Annotated in this window: 12 protein-coding genes and 2 pseudogenes; 6 read left to right on the top strand and 8 right to left on the bottom strand. The window is 67.8% G+C overall.

Annotated features, from left to right (window positions below):
- Positions 1–6: 6 nt before the first annotated feature.
- The 4 genes and pseudogenes from PARN5_RS0100060 to PARN5_RS24655 form a co-directional block, all read right to left on the bottom strand.
- Positions 7–330 (bottom strand): VOC family protein, encoded by a 324-nt coding sequence (locus PARN5_RS0100060; protein WP_017997755.1) that lies wholly within the window; start codon positions 328–330, stop codon positions 7–9.
- Positions 331–390: 60 nt separating this feature from the next.
- A complete protein-coding gene (locus PARN5_RS0100055) occupies positions 391–789 on the bottom strand; it encodes a group III truncated hemoglobin (RefSeq protein WP_036744623.1) in 399 nt (132 codons plus the stop codon).
- A gap of 114 nt (positions 790–903) precedes the next feature.
- A complete protein-coding gene (locus PARN5_RS24660) occupies positions 904–1,491 on the bottom strand; it encodes an FAD-dependent monooxygenase (protein ID WP_232419360.1) in 588 nt (195 codons plus the stop codon).
- Positions 1,492–1,661: 170 nt separating this feature from the next.
- Positions 1,662–2,021 (bottom strand): annotated as a pseudogene (locus PARN5_RS24655) (FAD-dependent monooxygenase); the annotation flags it as partial.
- 183 nt (positions 2,022–2,204) lie between these two features.
- On the opposite strand from PARN5_RS24655, the gene ileS reads away from it, so the two are divergent.
- Entirely contained in the window at positions 2,205–5,120 is a 2,916-nt protein-coding gene (gene ileS / locus PARN5_RS0100045) for an isoleucine--tRNA ligase (RefSeq protein ID WP_017997753.1), read from the top strand.
- A 30-nt stretch (positions 5,121–5,150) separates the two neighbouring features.
- Here the strand turns inward: ileS and PARN5_RS0100040 are convergent, their stop codons facing one another.
- Complete coding sequence (locus tag PARN5_RS0100040) at positions 5,151–6,347, bottom strand: hypothetical protein (protein ID WP_017997752.1); 1,197 nt, start codon at positions 6,345–6,347, stop codon at positions 5,151–5,153.
- A 609-nt stretch (positions 6,348–6,956) separates the two neighbouring features.
- On the opposite strand from PARN5_RS0100040, the gene PARN5_RS0100035 reads away from it, so the two are divergent.
- Positions 6,957–8,204, top strand: a complete 1,248-nt coding sequence (locus PARN5_RS0100035) for a urate hydroxylase PuuD (RefSeq protein ID WP_017997751.1) — start codon at positions 6,957–6,959, stop codon at positions 8,202–8,204.
- Between the two features lie 9 nt (positions 8,205–8,213).
- On the opposite strand, the gene PARN5_RS0100030 is transcribed toward PARN5_RS0100035, so the two are convergent.
- Positions 8,214–8,561 carry a hypothetical protein gene (locus PARN5_RS0100030; protein ID WP_017997750.1) on the bottom strand — a complete coding sequence of 116 codons (348 nt, stop codon included), beginning with the start codon at positions 8,559–8,561 and terminating at the stop codon, positions 8,214–8,216.
- A gap of 140 nt (positions 8,562–8,701) precedes the next feature.
- A complete protein-coding gene (locus PARN5_RS0100025; RefSeq protein ID WP_017997749.1) occupies positions 8,702–9,598 on the bottom strand; it encodes a LysR family transcriptional regulator in 897 nt (298 codons plus the stop codon).
- A gap of 117 nt (positions 9,599–9,715) precedes the next feature.
- Here PARN5_RS0100025 and xdhA point away from each other — a divergent pair, with 117 nt between their 5' ends.
- The 4 genes from xdhA to guaD are packed head-to-tail and all read left to right on the top strand — an operon-like array spanning position 9,716 to position 15,493.
- Positions 9,716–11,164, top strand: coding sequence for a xanthine dehydrogenase small subunit (xdhA, locus tag PARN5_RS0100020; protein ID WP_017997748.1), 1,449 nt, complete (start codon positions 9,716–9,718; stop codon positions 11,162–11,164).
- A complete protein-coding gene (gene xdhB, locus PARN5_RS0100015; protein WP_017997747.1) occupies positions 11,161–13,458 on the top strand; it encodes a xanthine dehydrogenase molybdopterin binding subunit in 2,298 nt (765 codons plus the stop codon). The genes xdhA and xdhB overlap by 4 nt, the downstream gene beginning before the upstream one ends.
- Positions 13,455–14,198, top strand: a complete 744-nt coding sequence (gene xdhC / locus PARN5_RS0100010) for a xanthine dehydrogenase accessory protein XdhC (RefSeq protein WP_017997746.1) — start codon at positions 13,455–13,457, stop codon at positions 14,196–14,198. Before xdhB ends, xdhC begins: the two co-directional genes overlap by 4 nt.
- Entirely contained in the window at positions 14,186–15,493 is a 1,308-nt protein-coding gene (gene guaD, locus PARN5_RS0100005) for a guanine deaminase (RefSeq protein WP_017997745.1), read from the top strand. Before xdhC ends, guaD begins: the two co-directional genes overlap by 13 nt.
- 65 nt (positions 15,494–15,558) lie before the next feature.
- Here guaD and PARN5_RS21335 read toward each other — a convergent pair.
- Positions 15,559–16,064, bottom strand: a pseudogene (locus PARN5_RS21335) (IS5 family transposase); the annotation flags it as partial.
- Positions 16,065–16,076: the final 12 nt, after the last annotated feature.

Here is a 16,076-nt window from a genome sequence, read left to right as displayed (position 1 = left end):
TGCGGCTCAACGCTCGGACCAGACCGCCATCTCGGTGCCCCCGGGTTCGCGGAACTGGAAGCGCCGGCCGCCGGGGAAATCGAAGATCGGCCGGGTGATCTCGGCCCCCGCCCCGGTCACGCGGGCCAGCGCCGCCTCGAGATCGTCGGTGCGCAGGATGACCAGCGGCGGCGCCAGGGCACCGGCCGCGATGCCGCCCGAGATGCCGGCATCGGCCAGTTCCTGGTATTCCGGACCGTAGTCGTTGAAGCCCCAGCCGAAGGCGCTGGCAAAGAACGCCTTGGTCGCCGGCAGATCGGGCGAGGAGAATTCCAGATAGTCGATCTTCATGGCTGGCCCTCCACAATGTTCCTGTTTTGTTTACAACTGCGGGGCCGATGACGCAAGGCTCTAGCGCAGGACCGGCGGGCCGGCGGTGGCGGCCATGTTCTCGACCCCCATGCGCAGCCCGGCGCCGATGCGATGCGCCAGCGCCGACCAGCCCTGCGCGGCCTCGGGCGGCAGGGTGCGGCGCAGGGTTTCGTCGAAAAGCATCAGCCAGGGCGCGAAATGCTGGCCGTGGACATTGCCGGCCATGATATGCGCGCGCATCGGGCTGCCCTCGTAGCTGCGCTCGTAGAGGATGGCATTGCGCCAGAAAGCGGCGATCTTGGCCTCATGCGCGGGCCAGTCGGCGACATGGGCGGCGAAGATCGGGCCGAGCTCCTCGTGCCGGCGGATGGCGGCATAGAAGGTGGCGACGACGCGGTCGATCTGTTCGGGGGTGATGTCGAAACGAGGCGGGATCATGGCGGCGATATGGGCCCGCGCGCGCGCCGGCGCAAGGCGGCCGGATGTCACAGGAGGCCTATGGTGCGTGCGCCCCGGCCAGCGGCGGCGCCATGGTGCCCGCGACCAGCCGCGTCAGCCCGCCCCGCGCACCAGCGGCAGGGTCGATGCGGGCGCCAGCAGCCGGTCGCGCAGCCAGGGCAGGCTGCGGCTGCCGGATTGATACATCGGCGTGAAGGCCGCGCTCAGGCCCTGGTAGATCAGGACGTGCCAGCGGCGCATGGCGGCGTAATCGGCGGGCGCGTCCTCCAGCGGTCCGCGCAGCGCCAAGCCAAGCGCGAGCGCGTCGAGCAGCGCCATGTTCGCGCCCTGCCCCAGCTGCGGGCTGGCGCGATGCGCCGCGTCGCCGATATGGACCAGCCCCGGCGCGAGGGGCCGGCGCAGGGTGCCATGGGCATAGCGCGCCTGGGTCATCGCCGCATTGTCGCGGATGCCGTCCAGGAAGGGCGCCAGCTGTGGCCAGAGGGCGACGGCCTCGGCCTTCCAGGCCAGGAGATCGCGTTGCGGCCAGGTGTCCAGTTCGGCGCGGGCATCGACCAGAAGACGGCGGCGCGCGGCGTGGCCTCGGTGGGCAGGCGGCCGATGGGCAGCACCCCCGCCATGCGGCTGGCGGCGCGGTAGCGCTGGCGCAGCTGGTCGCGCGGCAGGTCGGTCTCGGGCCAGGGCACGGTGCCCCAGATCGCGCCATGGCCGAGCGGCCGCGCCTTCAGCGGCGAGAGGCGCGAGCCGGCGCCGCTGGCATCGACGACCAGGTCGAAGGGACCGGGGTTGCGGCCATCCGCCAGCGCCAGGCGCCGCCCTGCGCCGTCCTGGGGCGCCGCCACAGCCTCGGCCCCGGTCAGCACCGACAGGCCAAGCGCCTGCACCCGGTTCCAGAGCAGGCCGAAAAGCGTCGCGCGGTGGATGCCGCGCCCCGGTGCGCCGGCGGGATAGGACACATCCAGCGCCTTGCGGCCGCGCGCCGCCTGGCCCAGCATCCGCGCGATGGGACTGGAAAGCCGGCGCGCATCGTCGCCGGCGCCGAGCCGGTCCAGCACCGCCAGCCCCACCGGCTCGATCACCAGGCCCGAGCCCAGCGGGCGCGGCGCGGCGAAACGCTCGAACAGGGTGACGTCATGGCCGTCGCGGGCCAGCAGCAGGGCAAGGGCAAGGCCGCCGATCCCGGCGCCCGCGATGGCGATGCGGTAGCTCATGGCGCTTGCTGCCCCAGCCGCGCGCGGGCCGCAAGCCGCGCTTGCAGGCGGCGGGGCGGTTTTCTATAACCCGGCGCATGTTCAGCATGGGCAGCATCATTCGAATTACCCGCCCGGCGGCCTAGGGGATCCTTCGCCGCCGGGTTACGCATGCCAGCCCTGCCACCGAAGGATTCCCGCCCGATGAGCGACACGACCGAGACCGCGCCCGACTATCGCGACACCGTCTTCCTGCCCCAGACCGATTTCCCGATGCGCGCCGGCCTGCCGCAGCGAGAGCCGGAATGGCTGGCCCGCTGGGAGCGGATCGGCATCTATGACCGGCTGCGCGAGCGGGCGGCGGGCCGGACGCCCTTCATCCTGCACGACGGCCCTCCCTACGCGAACGGCAATCTGCATATCGGCCACGCGCTGAACAAGACCATCAAGGACATCATCGTGCGCAGCCACCAGATGATGGGCCGCGATGCGCGCTATGTGCCGGGCTGGGACTGCCACGGCCTGCCGATCGAATGGAAGATCGAGGAGAAATACCGCCAGGATGGCCGCGACAAGGATGCCGTGGACGTGGTCGAGTTCCGCCAGGAATGCCGCCGCTTCGCCGAATCCTGGGTCGATATCCAGCGCGAGGAGTTCAAGCGCCTGGGCATCACCGGCAAGTGGGACGATCCCTATCTGACCATGGACTACCACGCCGAGGCGGTGATCGCGGCCGAGTTCATGAAGCTGCTGATGAACGGCGCGCTTTACCAGGGCTCGAAGCCGGTGATGTGGTCCCCGGTCGAGAAGACCGCGCTGGCCGAGGCCGAGGTCGAATATCACGACCATACCAGCCATACCATCTGGGTGCGGTTTCCCGTCACCGGGTCGGCGGGTATTTGGGGAGCAAAGAAGCCTGCAAGCGTGGTGATCTGGACCACCACCCCCTGGACGATTCCGCAGAACCGGGCCGTGGCCTATAACCCCGCCATCGCTTACGGGCTGTATCGCGTCGGTGCGGTGGCCGAGAATGCAACGGCGCGGCCCGGCGAATTGCTGGTGCTGGCCGATGCGCTGGCCGAGAGCGTGAAGCAGGCCGGCAAGGTCGAGGACTGGGAGCGGGTGGGCGACGTGGCGGCCTCGGACCTGGAGGGGCTGGTGCTGGCTCATCCGCTGCGTGGCGTCGAGGGGGGGCTGGGCGAGTGGGATTTCGACGTGCCCATGCTGCCCGGCGATCACGTCACCGAGGACGCGGGCACCGGCTTCGTGCATACCGCGCCCAGCCATGGCGACGACGACTATCAGCTGGGGCTGAAGTTCAAGCTGCCGATGACCTATAACGTCGAGCCGGACGGCTCGTATCGCGCCGACCTGCCGATCTTCGGCGGTCAGGCCATCCTGACGCCCGAGGGCAAGGAAGGCCCGGCCAATGTCAGCGTCATCAAGCAGCTGGCCTATGCCGGGGCGCTGCTGGCCAAGGGCAAGGTCAAGCACTCCTATCCGCATTCGTGGCGGTCCAAGGCGCCGCTGATCTATCGCAACACGCCGCAATGGTTCGCCGCCATCGACTTCGAGCTGGCCGATGGCATGGGGCAATATGGCGCCACCATCCGCAGCCGGGCGCTGACCTCGATCGACAAGCTGGTGAAGTGGTGGCCGCAATCGGGGCGCAACCGCATCCATTCCATGGTCGAGAACCGGCCCGACTGGGTGCTGTCGCGCCAGCGCGCCTGGGGCGTGCCGCTGACCTGCTTCGTCAAGAAGGGCGCCAGGCCCACCGACCCGGACTTTCTGCTGCGCGACCAGCGCGTAAACGACCGCATCATCGCCGCCTTCGAACGGGACGGCGCCGATGTCTGGTATCGCCCCGGCTTTGCCGCCGAGGTGCTGGCGGGCGTCGCCGATCCGGCGGATTACGACCAGGTCATGGACGTGCTGGACGTCTGGTTCGACAGCGGCTCGACCCATGCCTTCGTGCTGCGCGACCGCGCCGACGGGGCGCCGGACGGTATCGCCGACGTCTATCTGGAGGGCACCGACCAGCATCGCGGCTGGTTCCAGTCCTCGCTGCTGCAAGCCTGCGCGACCAAGGGCCGGGCGCCCTATCGCAACGTGGTCACGCATGGCTTCACGCTGGACGAGAAGGGCATGAAGATGTCCAAGTCGCTGGGCAATACCATCGTTCCGGCCGAGGTCATCAAGCAATACGGCGCCGACATCCTGCGGCTCTGGGTGGCGCAGACCGACTATACCGCCGACCAGCGCATCGGGCCCGAGATCCTGAAGGGCACCGCCGACAGCTATCGCCGGCTGCGCAACACGCTGCGCTTCGTGCTGGGCAACCTCGACGGCTTTGCCGAGGCCGAGCGCATCGACCCGGCGGACATGCCGGAACTGGAGCAATGGGTGCTGCACCGGCTGGCGCAGATCGACGCGCAGCTGCGCCATGGCTATGACAGCTTCGACTTCCAGGGCGTGTTCCAGACCGTGTTCCAGTTCGCCACGGTGGATCTGTCGGCCTTCTATTTCGACATCCGCAAGGACGCGCTTTACTGCGACGCCCCCGATTCGGCGCGGCGGCGGGCGGCGCGGACGGTGCTGGACCTGCTGTTCCACCGCATCGTGACCTGGCTGGCGCCGATCCTGCCCTTTACCATGGAGGATGTCTGGCTGGCGCGCTTCCCCTCCGAGGAGGGCAGCGTGCATCTGCAGGACTTCCCCGCCACCCCGGCCGGCTGGCTGAACGAGGGCCTGGCGCGGAAATGGGAGGCGATCCGCCGCATCCGCCGCGTTGTCACCGCGGCGCTGGAGATCAAGCGCAGCGACAAGGTGATCGGCGCCAGCCTCGAGGCCGCGCCGGTGGTGCATGTCGAGGAAGCGGATGAGCTGAAGGCGCTGAAATCGGTGGATTTCGCCGATATCTGCATCACCTCCGGCATCAGCCTGACCGCCGATCCGGCCCCGGCCGAGGCGTTCCGGCTGGCGGATGTGCCGGGCATCGGCGTGGTCTTCGAGGGCGCGATGGGCGAGAAATGCCAGCGCTGCTGGAAGATCCTGCCCGACGTCGGCACGCACCGGCACCCGGGCACCTGCGCGCGCTGCGACGCGGTGCTGGGCTGAAACCGGCGGGCGCCGCCTTCGCGGCGCCCCTCAGCGGAACCAGAGCTCGGCCCGACGCAGCCGCTGGCGCATGGCTTTTTCCGGCGGGGCCGGGTCTTCGCCGGCAAAAAGCGGGCGGATGCGATCCCGCCCCTCGCCCGCGACGATCAGGCGCTGCACCGCCTCGTCATCCGCAAGCAGCGGCGCGATGCGGGGATCGGCGGCAAGCGCCTCGATCAGCGCGACGACCGCATCGGATTCGCGGGCATAGAGCAGCGACAGGTTGCGGTAATGGCAGCTGGCCCAACCGTCCAGCCCGTCCAGTTCCGGCCCCGGCCGGCCGCCGCCCAGCGAATGGATCACCAGCGGCAGCGCCACCTGGTCGAGCCAGGGGTCGAGCGACTGGCAGGCCAGCGCCTCGCCCGGGTCGGCCTGGATCCGGTCGGCGAAGTCGAGGAAGCGCCGGCCGAATTCCTGCGCATCGGCGCCGAAGAACCAGCCGGCGTTGAAATAAAGGTAACGCTCCCAATGCTCGTCGGGCTGGGCGAGGTCGAGCGAGCCCGCGAAATCCAGCCCGAAACGGTCATAGAGCGATTGCCAGATCTGCGTGTAGCCGGGGCCGTAGGGCGGCGGCTCGGGCCAGCTGGCGCTGCGCCGCATCGAGGCCGAGGGCCGCGCGAAGTCGAAGCCGACGCGGTCGAGCGGGCCGGTGATCAGCGTGTCGCTGTCGAAAAAGACGAAGGGCTGGTCGGCGGGCAGGATGGTCAGCGCCTCGATCTTGTTGCCGTAGGGATAGCTGCGGCCGAAGCGGGTGGCGGTGAAAGGCAGGATCTCGGCGCCGAATTCCGCGAGCGCCTGACGCACCGGGGCGGGCATCGCGGTGGCGGCGCCGGCCCAGGCGGCCTCGGGGCGCGGTTCGGCGACGATCAGCCGGCCGCGCCAGTCCGGGGCGTTGCGGCGCAGGCTGGCGGCGAAGAGCACCGCCTGGGCGCCCAGCCGCTGGCCCTGGCCGATCAGCAGGATGTCGAAGCCCTGCGACGGGAAGAGCCGCGGAGCGGGCGCTGTCGCATCGGAGGGGGGCTGGAATTCCGGCACGCTGGCTGCGGGCTGCGGCTGGGCGGCGCCCTTGCGCGCGGCGCGCTCGGCCTGGCGGGCGGCGCGGCGCTCTTCGCGCGCGGCGCGGTTGGCGGCCTGGCGGGCGGCCCGCGCGGCGGCCTTTGTCTCGGCGTCCCTGCTGTCTTCGGCCATGCTTGCGCCCCGTAGCGAATCTTATTCGCACAGGTCTTAGCAAGGCTGGGTGCCATCATTCCAGAGAAGAATTGAATTGATAAAATTCAACCTTAAATGGATTTGAACCGCCGCGATTTTCGATATTCGTCCAGCTGCCCGGCCTATTCGGACTGCCCGGCGTGAAAACCTCACCAAAAAGGCAGGTTCACGCATGGGATGTTTCACGGCAGGTTGCCCCTAGCCGTTGAACGATTTCCTCTTTTTCTCAGGTACGGCGAGACCGGGTGAGACTGGGCACGGTCCTCACCCGGTCGCTCATTTCCGTATATATCTGGCAGATCGGAATATTCCTGTCGATGCGCTTGAATTCGCACCGGCGGATTTCCACCGATTTCCGCTGGGGAAACTGCCCGGGGCGCGGCAGGAATTCCACCGTGAATTGAGCGATTATCTTTATGGTTGAATCGCGCCCGCGGATCCCGCCCCGCCGGTTCCCGGCCCGGACCCGCTTCCCCTGTCGGCGCCGAAAGATTTTCAACGCTGCGTTAAGACAGCAAGGGCAAATGGGCGAATAGCGGCACCTCGTCGCGCAAGCTAGTGTTCCGGCAGCTAGAGAGGGAGTCCATCATGTCCGATTTCGCCGTCATCTGGGACTGGCTCGCATTCGCCATTCGCTGGACGCATGTCGTCACCGCGATCTGCTGGATCGGCTCGTCCTTTTACTTCGTCGCGCTCGACCTGGGCCTGCGCAAGGTGCCCGGGCTGCCCGCCGGCGCGCATGGCGAGGAGTGGCAGGTCCATGGCGGCGGCTTCTACCATATCCAGAAATACCTGGTGGCGCCCGAGCGGATGCCCGACCACCTGATCTGGTTCAAATGGGAAAGCTACATGACCTGGATCTCGGGGGCGGCGCTTCTGATGGTCACCTATTGGGTCGGGTCCGAGCTGTTCCTGATCGACCCCGCCAAGATGGAGCTGGCGCCCTGGCAGGCGATCCTGATCTCGGCCGGTTCGCTGTCGATCGGCTGGCTGGTCTATACCAACCTGTGCAAGTCCAAGCTGGGTGAGACGCCGACGCTGCTGATGCTGCTCTTGTTCGTGCTGCTGATGGCGATGGGCTGGGGCTATAACCAGGTCTTTACCGGCCGCGCCACCATGCTGCACCTGGGCGCCTTTACCGCCACGATCATGACGGCGAACGTGTTCTTCATCATCATGCCGAACCAGCGCATCGTCGTCGCCGATCTCAAGGCCGGGCGTCCCGCCGATCCGAAATACGGCAAGATCGCCAAGCTGCGCTCGACGCATAACAACTACCTGACCCTGCCGGTCGTGTTCCTGATGCTGTCGAACCACTATCCGCTGGCCTTCGCCACCGAATACAACTGGATCATCGCTGGGCTGATCTTCCTGATGGGCGTGACCATCCGCCACTTCTTCAACACCATGCACGCCGGCGGCGGCATGAAATGGTGGACCTGGGCGATCACCACGATCCTGTTCATCATCGTCATGTGGCTTTCGACCGCGCCGATGTTCCGCCAGACGCTGGAAGAGGCCGAGGCCCGCGTCCTGACGCCGACCCAGCAGGCGATGATCGACTCGCCGGGCTGGGAGGACGCCTCGAACGCGGTGCTGGGCCGCTGCGCCATGTGCCACGCCCGCGAGCCGGGCTATGAGGGGATCCACACCGCGCCCAAGGGCGTGCTGCTGGAGACCCCCGACGACATCACCCGCGCCGCGCGGGAGATCTACATCCAGGCCGGCGTGACCCATGCCATGCCGCCCGCGAACGTCAGCTTCATGGAGCCCGAGGAACGCCAGGCCATCGTCGACTGGTATCGCGGCCTGCCGAAAAGCTACGCCTGGAACTGACCGGCGGGGTTACTGGCCCAACGTGTGCCAGACGCCGCCGACACCATCCCCCGCCATGTCGCCGGCCTTCTTGTCGCCGGCGAAATAATAGGCGGGCTTGCCATCCAGCGCCCATTGCCGGCTTCCGTCCGTGCGCTCGACCGTGCTCCAGCCCTCGGGCTTCGTCTCGCCCTCCTGCGCCAGATAGGGCGGCCATTTCACCGCGCAATCGTCGTAGCAGGCGGATTTCCCGCCGGCATCCTTGTCGAAGCTGTAAAGCGTCATTCCATTGTCGCCGGTCGCGACGCCCTGCGCCTGCGCCGCGCCGAAGGACAGCAGGACCATTCCCGCCGCCAGCCAGCCATAAACCCGTTTCATGATCGACCTCCCTGCCCCCTTGAGGCATCTGGCGGCCGTTTCGGATCGCGCACCATGATCGGACGCAGTCCCGGCGGCCGTGATGCATTCTGGACCCGCGGCGGGCGGCCGTCGCTTCACATTTCAGCGACGGCCGGGCGTCACGCGAACACCCCCCGCGTCTCGCGCGCGATGAAATCCGCGAACAGCCGCACCTTGGGGTCCTGCAGGCGACGGTGCGGGGTCAGCACGCCGAATTGCGAGGGCAGCGGCGGGAATTGCGGCAGCACCTCGACCAGCTCGCCCGAGGCGAGTTGCGCGGCCACCTCATAGCGCGGCCGGTTGACGATGCCGCGCCCCTCCTGCGCCCAGGCGCTGAGCACGTCGCCGTCGTCGGCGTCGAACTTGCCGTTCACCAGCAGCTTCTGCGGCCCCTCGGGGGTCTGCAGCACCCAGTAATATTCCGGGCTGCGCGGATAGCGCAGCAGCAGGCAGTTGTGCTGCGTCAGGTCGTCGGGCCGTTCGGGCGTGCCATGCGCCTCGAGATAGGCCCGCGTCGCCACCAGCGCCCGCCGGCATTCGGCGATGCGGCGCCATTTCAGCGCCGAATCCTGCGGCTCGCCCAGGAAGAAGGCCAGGTCGATGCCGTCGGCGATGATGTCCACGTTGCGATCCGACAGCCGCAGGCGCAGCTCGACGCCCGGATATTCGTCGCAGAACCGCGGCACCAGCGGCGCGATCAACCGCCGGCCCAGCCCCAGCGGCGCCGTCACCCGCAAGGCGCCATGCGGATTGCCGGAAAAGCCCGAGACCACCGCCTCGGCCTCGTCCAGCGTCTCGATCACCCGGCGGGCGTTGTCGTAGAAGGCGCGCCCGACCTCGGTCGGCACCAGCTTGCGGGTGGTGCGGTTCAACAGCCGCACGCCATAGCGCGTCTCCAGATCCTTGATGCGGTTCGAGGCGACCGCCGGCGACATGCGCAGGTCGCGCCCGCCGGCGGTGATCGAGCCGAGTTCGACCACGCGCACGAAAACCCGCAGACTTTCAAGATATGGCATGGGCTCACCCTGGCTCTTTCAAGGAATCGCTGAAAGTCTTATGCTCAATCCGTGATTTCGCAAAGTCCAATTCGCATCTAGGCTTTCCCCATACCCAGCCATGCCGAGCGAGGACCGATGGGCCACGAATTGCGCTTCCTGCTGAACGATACCGAGATCCGCCTGACCGAGGCCGGCTCATCGGACACGCTTCTGGACTTCCTGCGGCTGAACCGCCGCCTGACCGGCACCAAGGAGGGCTGCGCCGAAGGCGACTGCGGCGCCTGCACCGTCCTGGTCGGCCGCCTGCACCACGGCACGCTGCATTACGAGCCGATCAATGCCTGCATCCGCTTCCTGGCCTCGTGCCACGGCTGCCATGTCGTGACCATCGAGCACCTGCGCGGACAGGGCGGCGGGCTGCACCCGGTCCAGGCAGCCATGGTCGAGCATCACGGCAGCCAATGCGGCTTCTGCACGCCGGGCTTCGTCATGGCGCTTTACGGGCTGTGGATGCAGAACCCGCGTCCCGACATGCTGGCGGTCGAGACGGCGCTGCAAGGCAACCTCTGCCGCTGCACCGGCTACGAGCCGATCGTGAAGGCCGCCTTTGCGGCGTCCGAGGCGGGCGGGCAGAACTTCGACGCCCTGACCGTCGAGCGCGACCGGGTGACGGCGGCGCTGTCGGCGATCCCGCGCGAGCGGGTCGAGATCGCGCGCGGCGCGGACCGGGCCATCCTGCCCTCCGATGCCGCCGACCTGGCGCTGGTGCTGGCCGAGAATCCCCAGGCCACCATCGTCGCCGGCGCCACCGACGTGGGGCTGTGGGTGACGAAATTCCTGCGCGACATCTCTCCGGCGGTCTTTATCGGCCATATGCAGGATCTCAAGAAGATCGAGATCACCCCCGGCCATATCACGCTGGGCGCCGGTGTCACCTATTCGGAATTCGAGCCCTTCGTGCTGGCGCATTTCCCCGAGGCGCTGGACTATTGGCGCCGCATCGGCGGCTGGCAGGTCCGCAACGCCGGCACTATCGGCGGCAATGTCGCGAACGGCTCGCCCATCGGCGAGACCCCGCCCCTGCTGATCGCGCTTGGCGCCACCCTGCGCCTGCGCAGCGCCGAGGGGGTCCGCGACCTGGCCGTCGAGGATTACTTCATCGACTATGGCAAGCAGGACCGCCGCCCCGGCGAATTCGTCGAAAGCATCACCGTGCCCCTGAAGGGCGAGGAGGCGCGCATCGCCGCCTACAAGGTCAGCAAGCGCCATCATGCCGACATCACCGCCTCGGCCGCGGCCTTCCATGTCGAGACCGACGGCGCGACGATCATCGATGCCCGCGTCGCCTTCGGCGGCATGGCCGCAACGCCGAAACGCGCCCGGGGCGCCGAGGCCGCGCTGCGGGGGCAACCCTTCACCGCCGAGACCTTCGAGGCCGCCGCCAGGGCCGTGGCCAATGATTTCCAGCCGCTCAGCGACTGGCGGGCCAGCGCCGAATACCGCCAGCAACTCGCCGCCAATTTCTTCCGCCGCTTCTGGCTTGAACAGTCGGGCGCCGAACACCGCCTGAGGAGGGTCGAATGAAACAGGACGTCATCGTGAAGGGCGCAGCCCATACCTCGATCATCCACGACAGCGCCATCAAGCACGTCACCGGCCAGGCCGATTACACCGACGACCTGATGATGCCCGAGGGCACGCTGCACGGCTATCTGGGCCTCTCGACGGTCGCGCATGGCCGGATCCTGTCGATGGACCTCGACGCCGTCAGGAAGGCGCCGGGCGTGCATCTGGTGCTGACGGCCGAGGACATTCCCGGCGTCAATGACATCAGCCCGAACGGGCTGCACGACGACCCGGTCTTCGCCACGCCCGAGGTGCAGTTCCTGGGCCAGCCGATCTTTGCCGTGATCGCCGAGACCCGCGACCTGGCCCGCCGCGCCTGCAAGCTGGCCCGCGTCGAATACGAGGAACTGCCGTTTTCGCTGGACGCCATCGCCGCCCGCGATGCCGGCCTGGGCTATGTCACCAAGCCGCTGAAGCTGGCGCGCGGCGACATGGCGGAAATGGACACGGCGCCGCGCCGGCTGGAAGGCCGGCTGACCGTCGGCGGCCAGGAACATTTCTACCTGGAAAGCCAGATCGCCTTCGCCATCCCGGGTGAGGATGACGAGGTCATCGTCAACACCTCGACCCAGCACCCGAGCGAGGTGCAGCACATGGTCGCCCATGTGCTCGACGTGCCCTCGAACGCGGTGGTGGTGAACGTGCGCCGCATGGGCGGCGGCTTCGGCGGCAAGGAATCGCAGATGAACATCTTCTGCGTCACCGCCGCGCTGGCCGCGAAGAAGCTCAAGCGCGCGGTCAAGATCCGCCCCGACCGCGACGACGATTTCCAGATCACCGGCAAGCGCCACGATTTCGTCATCGACTATCGCTGCGGCTATGACGAGACCGGCAAGATCCACGCCGTCGACGCCGATTTCTATGCCCGCTGCGGCTTTTCGGCCGATCTCTCCGGCCCGGTGACCGACCGCGCGCTGTTCCACGCCGACAATGCCTATTACTATCCGGCGGTCGAGCTGCGCAGCCATCCGATGAAGACCAACACCGTCTCGAACACCGCCTTCCGCGGCTTCGGCGGCCCGCAGGGCGTCATCATGGCCGAGCGCATCGTCGAGGACATCGCCTATGCGCTTGGCCGCGACCCGCTGGAGATCCGCAAGGCGAACCTCTACCAGAACGGCCAGCTCACCCCCTATCACCAGGAGGTCGAGGACCAGATCCTGCCGCGCATCTTCGAGGAACTCGAGGCCTCGTCGGACTACCATGCCCGCCGCCAGGCCGTGCTGGACTGGAACGCCCGCGGCGGCACCATCCGCAAGGGCATCGCCCTGACCCCGGTCAAGTTCGGCATCAGCTTCACCGCGACCTGGTTCAACCAGGCCGGCGCGCTGATCCATATCTATTCGGACGGCTCGATCCACCTGAACCATGGCGGCACCGAGATGGGCCAGGGGCTGAACACCAAGGTGGCGCAGGTCGTGGCCGAGGCCCTGGGCGTCAGCATCGACCGCATCAAGATCACCAAGACCACGACCGAAAAGGTGCCGAACACCTCGGCCACCGCGGCCTCTTCGGGCTCGGACCTGAACGGCATGGCGGCGCTTAATGCCTGCGAGCAGCTGCTGGCGCGGCTCAAGGCCTTTGCCGCCGAGGCGAAACAGGTCGACCCCGAGTTCGTCACCATCGGCGAGACGGTGCGCATCGGCGACGAGGAGATCCCGTTCCAGGATTTCATCAACACCGCCTATATCGCGCGGGTGCAGCTGTCGGCGGCGGGCTTCTACAAGACGCCCAAGATCCACTGGAACCGCGACACCGGGCGCGGCCGGCCGTTCTATTACTACGCCTATGGCGCGGCCTGCGCCGAGGTCTCGGTCGACACGCTGACCGGCGAATATGTGGTCGAACGCGCCGACGTGCTCCATGACGTCGGCCGCAGCCTGAACCCGGCGCTGGACAAGGGCCAGGTCGAGGGCGCCTTCATCCAGGGCATGGGCTGGCTCACCTCCGAGGAGCTCTGGTGGGACCAGAAAGGCCGGCTGCGCACCCATGCGCCCTCGACCTACAAGATCCCGCTGGCCTCGGACCGGCCCAAGGTGTTCAACGTCGCCCTGGCCGACTGGTCGGTGAACCGCGAAAACACCATCAAGCGCTCGAAGGCCGTGGGCGAGCCGCCCTTCATGCTGCCGATCAGCGTGTTCCAGGCCCTGAACATGGCGGTGGCCAGCTTCAACGGCTATCGCGAGAACCCGCGCATCGACGCCCCGGCCACGCCCGAGCGCGTGCTGATGGCCATCGAGAGGCTCAGATGATCCGGGTCCGGATCACCCGCACGCGCGGCTCCAGCCCGCGCGAGACCGGGGCGACGATGGTCGTCACCGCCCAGGGCGTGCAGGGCACCATCGGCGGCGGCCAGCTGGAATACATGGCCATCGACCGCGCCCGGCAGATGCTGGCGCGCGACGAGTCGGCGGCGCGCATGGACGTCCCCCTGGGCCCCGAGATCGGCCAGTGCTGCGGCGGCCGGGTCGAGCTCGACCTGACCCGCATCGCCGAGGCGCCCCCGGCCCCCGAGCATCCGCAAGTGCTGATCTTCGGCGCGGGTCATGTCGGCCGCGCGCTGTCCAGGGCGCTGGCGCTCTTGCCCCTGCGCCCGATCCTGATCGACCAGCGCGCCCAGGAACTGGCCCAGGCCAGCGGTGAAACCCGCCTGACCCCCCTGCCCGAGGCCGAGATCCGCAAGGCCCCCTTCGGCAGCAGCTTCGTGATCCTGACGCATGACCACGCGCTGGACTTCCTGCTCGCGGCCGAGGCGCTGCGCCGGATGGACGCGCCCTATATCGGCATGATCGGCAGCAAGACGAAACTGGCGCAGTTCCGCCGCTTCGCCCGCGCCCAGGGGCTCGACACCGACCGCCTGACCTGCCCGATCGGCGCCGGCTGGTCCAGGGACAAGCGCCCCGAGATCATCGCCGCCTTCACCGCCGCCGAGCTGATCGGCCGCCTGACCCAGTCCACTTCTTTGCTCCGGAAATACCCATGCGACAGCTGATCCGGGGGCGCACGCTCTCCTTCCACGCCGACCCCGTGGAAACCGAAAACGCCTTCACCTATCACGAGGACGGCGCCATCGTCACCCGCGACGGCCGCATCGAGGCCGTGGGCGATTATGCCGCCCTGCGCGACCCGGACCTGCCGGAAATCGATCACCGCCCGCATCTGATCCTGCCCGGCTTCATCGACACGCATATCCATTTCCCGCAGGTGCAGGTGGTGGCGAGCTGGGGCGCGCAGCTGCTCGACTGGCTGAACACCTATACCTTCCCCGAGGAAAGCCGCTTCGCCGAGCAGGGCCATGCCCCGCAGATGGCCGAGCATTTCCTGAACCTGCTGCTCGCGCATGGCACCACCAGCGCGGTCGCCTTCTGCTCGGTGCATCCGCAATCGGCCGAGGCGCTGTTCTCGGCGGCGCATGCCCGCAACATGGCGATGGTGGCGGGCAAGGTGATGATGGACCGCAACGCCCCCGAGGCGGTGCTCGACACCCCGCAGCAGGGTTATGACGCGAGCCAGGCGCTGATCGCCAAATGGCACGGCACCGGCCGCCAGCGCTATGCCATCACCCCGCGCTTCGCCATCACCTCCACGCCCGAGCAGATGGCGATGACCGGGCAACTCGCGCGCGAACATCCCGACTGCCACATCCAGACGCATCTGAGCGAGAACAGGGACGAGATCGCCTTCACGCTCAGCCTCTACCCCCAGGCGCGCGATTACCTGGACATCTACGAAAGCTACGGCCTGCTCGGTCCGAAGATCCTGCTCGGCCACTCGATCCATCTCGAGGAACGCGAGATCGCCCGCATGGCCGAGACCGGCAGCCACCCGGTATTCTGCCCGACCTCGAACCTGTTCCTGGGCTCGGGCCTTTTCGACGAAGGCGGCCTGCGGGCGCGCGGCATCTCTTCGGGCATCGCCACCGACATCGGCGGCGGCACCAGCTATTCCATGCTGCAGACCCTGAACGAGGGCTACAAGATCCTGCAGCTGCGCGGCCAGAGGCTGCACCCTTTCGCCGCCTTCCACTGGGCCACCCGCGGCAATGCCCGGGTTCTGGGCATGGAGGACGAGATCGGCACCCTCGCCCCAGGTTCCATGGCCGACCTCGTGGTGCTCGACAGCCGCGCGACACCGGCCATGGCGCTGCGCATGGAGCGCGCCACCACGCTGGCCGAGGAGTTGTTCATACTGCAGATCATGGGCGACGACCGCAGCGTGGCGCAAACCTATGTCGCCGGACAGCCGATGCTGCCCGTGGCACAGGGGGAGGTGCCAAAGCAAGGATGAGCCTGCGCAAACCCGTCCGGCGAAATCTGCGCGCGTCGTTGGTTTAGGCTCCAGACTCATTAACTTTAGAGCCAGAAGAGAACGGTTGCGGCGAGAGCTATGGCCGAGAGGAAGACGATGGGGCACCTGTCGTATCGGGTCGCAACCCGCCTCCAATCCTTGAGGCCTTCCGAACATGATCTCGATGCGACTGCGGCGTTTGTAGCGACGCTTGTCGTATCGAACCGCTTTCTTCCTGCCCTTCCGGCCGGGGGTGCATTCCCTTGTCCCCTGTCTTTCGATGCATCTCTGAACCAGTCGGCATCGTAGCCCCGATCGGCCAGCATCCACTCGGCCTGCGGCAAGCTGCTCAGCATGGCAGCGGCTCCGGTGTAATCGCCGACGGGGTCAGCGGTGACAAACATGCGGATCGGGCATCCCTGCGCATCGGCAACGGCATGAAGCTTCGTGTTCATGCCGCCCTTCGTGCGCCCGATCAGGCGCCCACGCCCCCCTTTTTCGCGGCCATGCTGGTCGCGGTGCGATGGGCTTTCAGATAGGTTGCATCGATCATGATCGTCTTCTCGTCAGCAGCCTAGACGGC

It is taken from the genome of Paracoccus sp. N5 (genome assembly GCF_000371965.1).
In the GTDB taxonomy this organism is placed as follows: Bacteria; Pseudomonadota; Alphaproteobacteria; order Rhodobacterales; family Rhodobacteraceae; genus Paracoccus.
Note: the sequence above shows the minus strand (reverse complement) of the source record. Positions and strands in the feature narration are given on the sequence as shown.

Bases quoted from the DNA above. Each gene is read 5' to 3' on its own strand.
- guaD (WP_017997745.1), top strand. From the start codon at position 14,186: ATGCGACAGCTGATCCGGGGGCGCACGCTCTCCTTCCACGCCGACCCC.
- ileS (WP_017997753.1), top strand. From the start codon at position 2,205: ATGAGCGACACGACCGAGACCGCGCCCGACTATCGCGACACCGTCTTC.
- PARN5_RS0100040 (WP_017997752.1), bottom strand. From the start codon at position 6,347: ATGGCCGAAGACAGCAGGGACGCCGAGACAAAGGCCGCCGCGCGGGCC.
- xdhC (WP_017997746.1), top strand. From the start codon at position 13,455: ATGATCCGGGTCCGGATCACCCGCACGCGCGGCTCCAGCCCGCGCGAG.
- xdhB (WP_017997747.1), top strand. From the start codon at position 11,161: ATGAAACAGGACGTCATCGTGAAGGGCGCAGCCCATACCTCGATCATC.
- PARN5_RS0100060 (WP_017997755.1), bottom strand. From the start codon at position 330: ATGAAGATCGACTATCTGGAATTCTCCTCGCCCGATCTGCCGGCGACC.
- PARN5_RS0100035 (WP_017997751.1), top strand. From the start codon at position 6,957: ATGTCCGATTTCGCCGTCATCTGGGACTGGCTCGCATTCGCCATTCGC.
- PARN5_RS0100025 (WP_017997749.1), bottom strand. From the start codon at position 9,598: ATGCCATATCTTGAAAGTCTGCGGGTTTTCGTGCGCGTGGTCGAACTC.
- xdhA (WP_017997748.1), top strand. From the start codon at position 9,716: ATGGGCCACGAATTGCGCTTCCTGCTGAACGATACCGAGATCCGCCTG.
- PARN5_RS0100030 (WP_017997750.1), bottom strand. From the start codon at position 8,561: ATGAAACGGGTTTATGGCTGGCTGGCGGCGGGAATGGTCCTGCTGTCC.
- PARN5_RS0100055 (WP_036744623.1), bottom strand. From the start codon at position 789: ATGATCCCGCCTCGTTTCGACATCACCCCCGAACAGATCGACCGCGTC.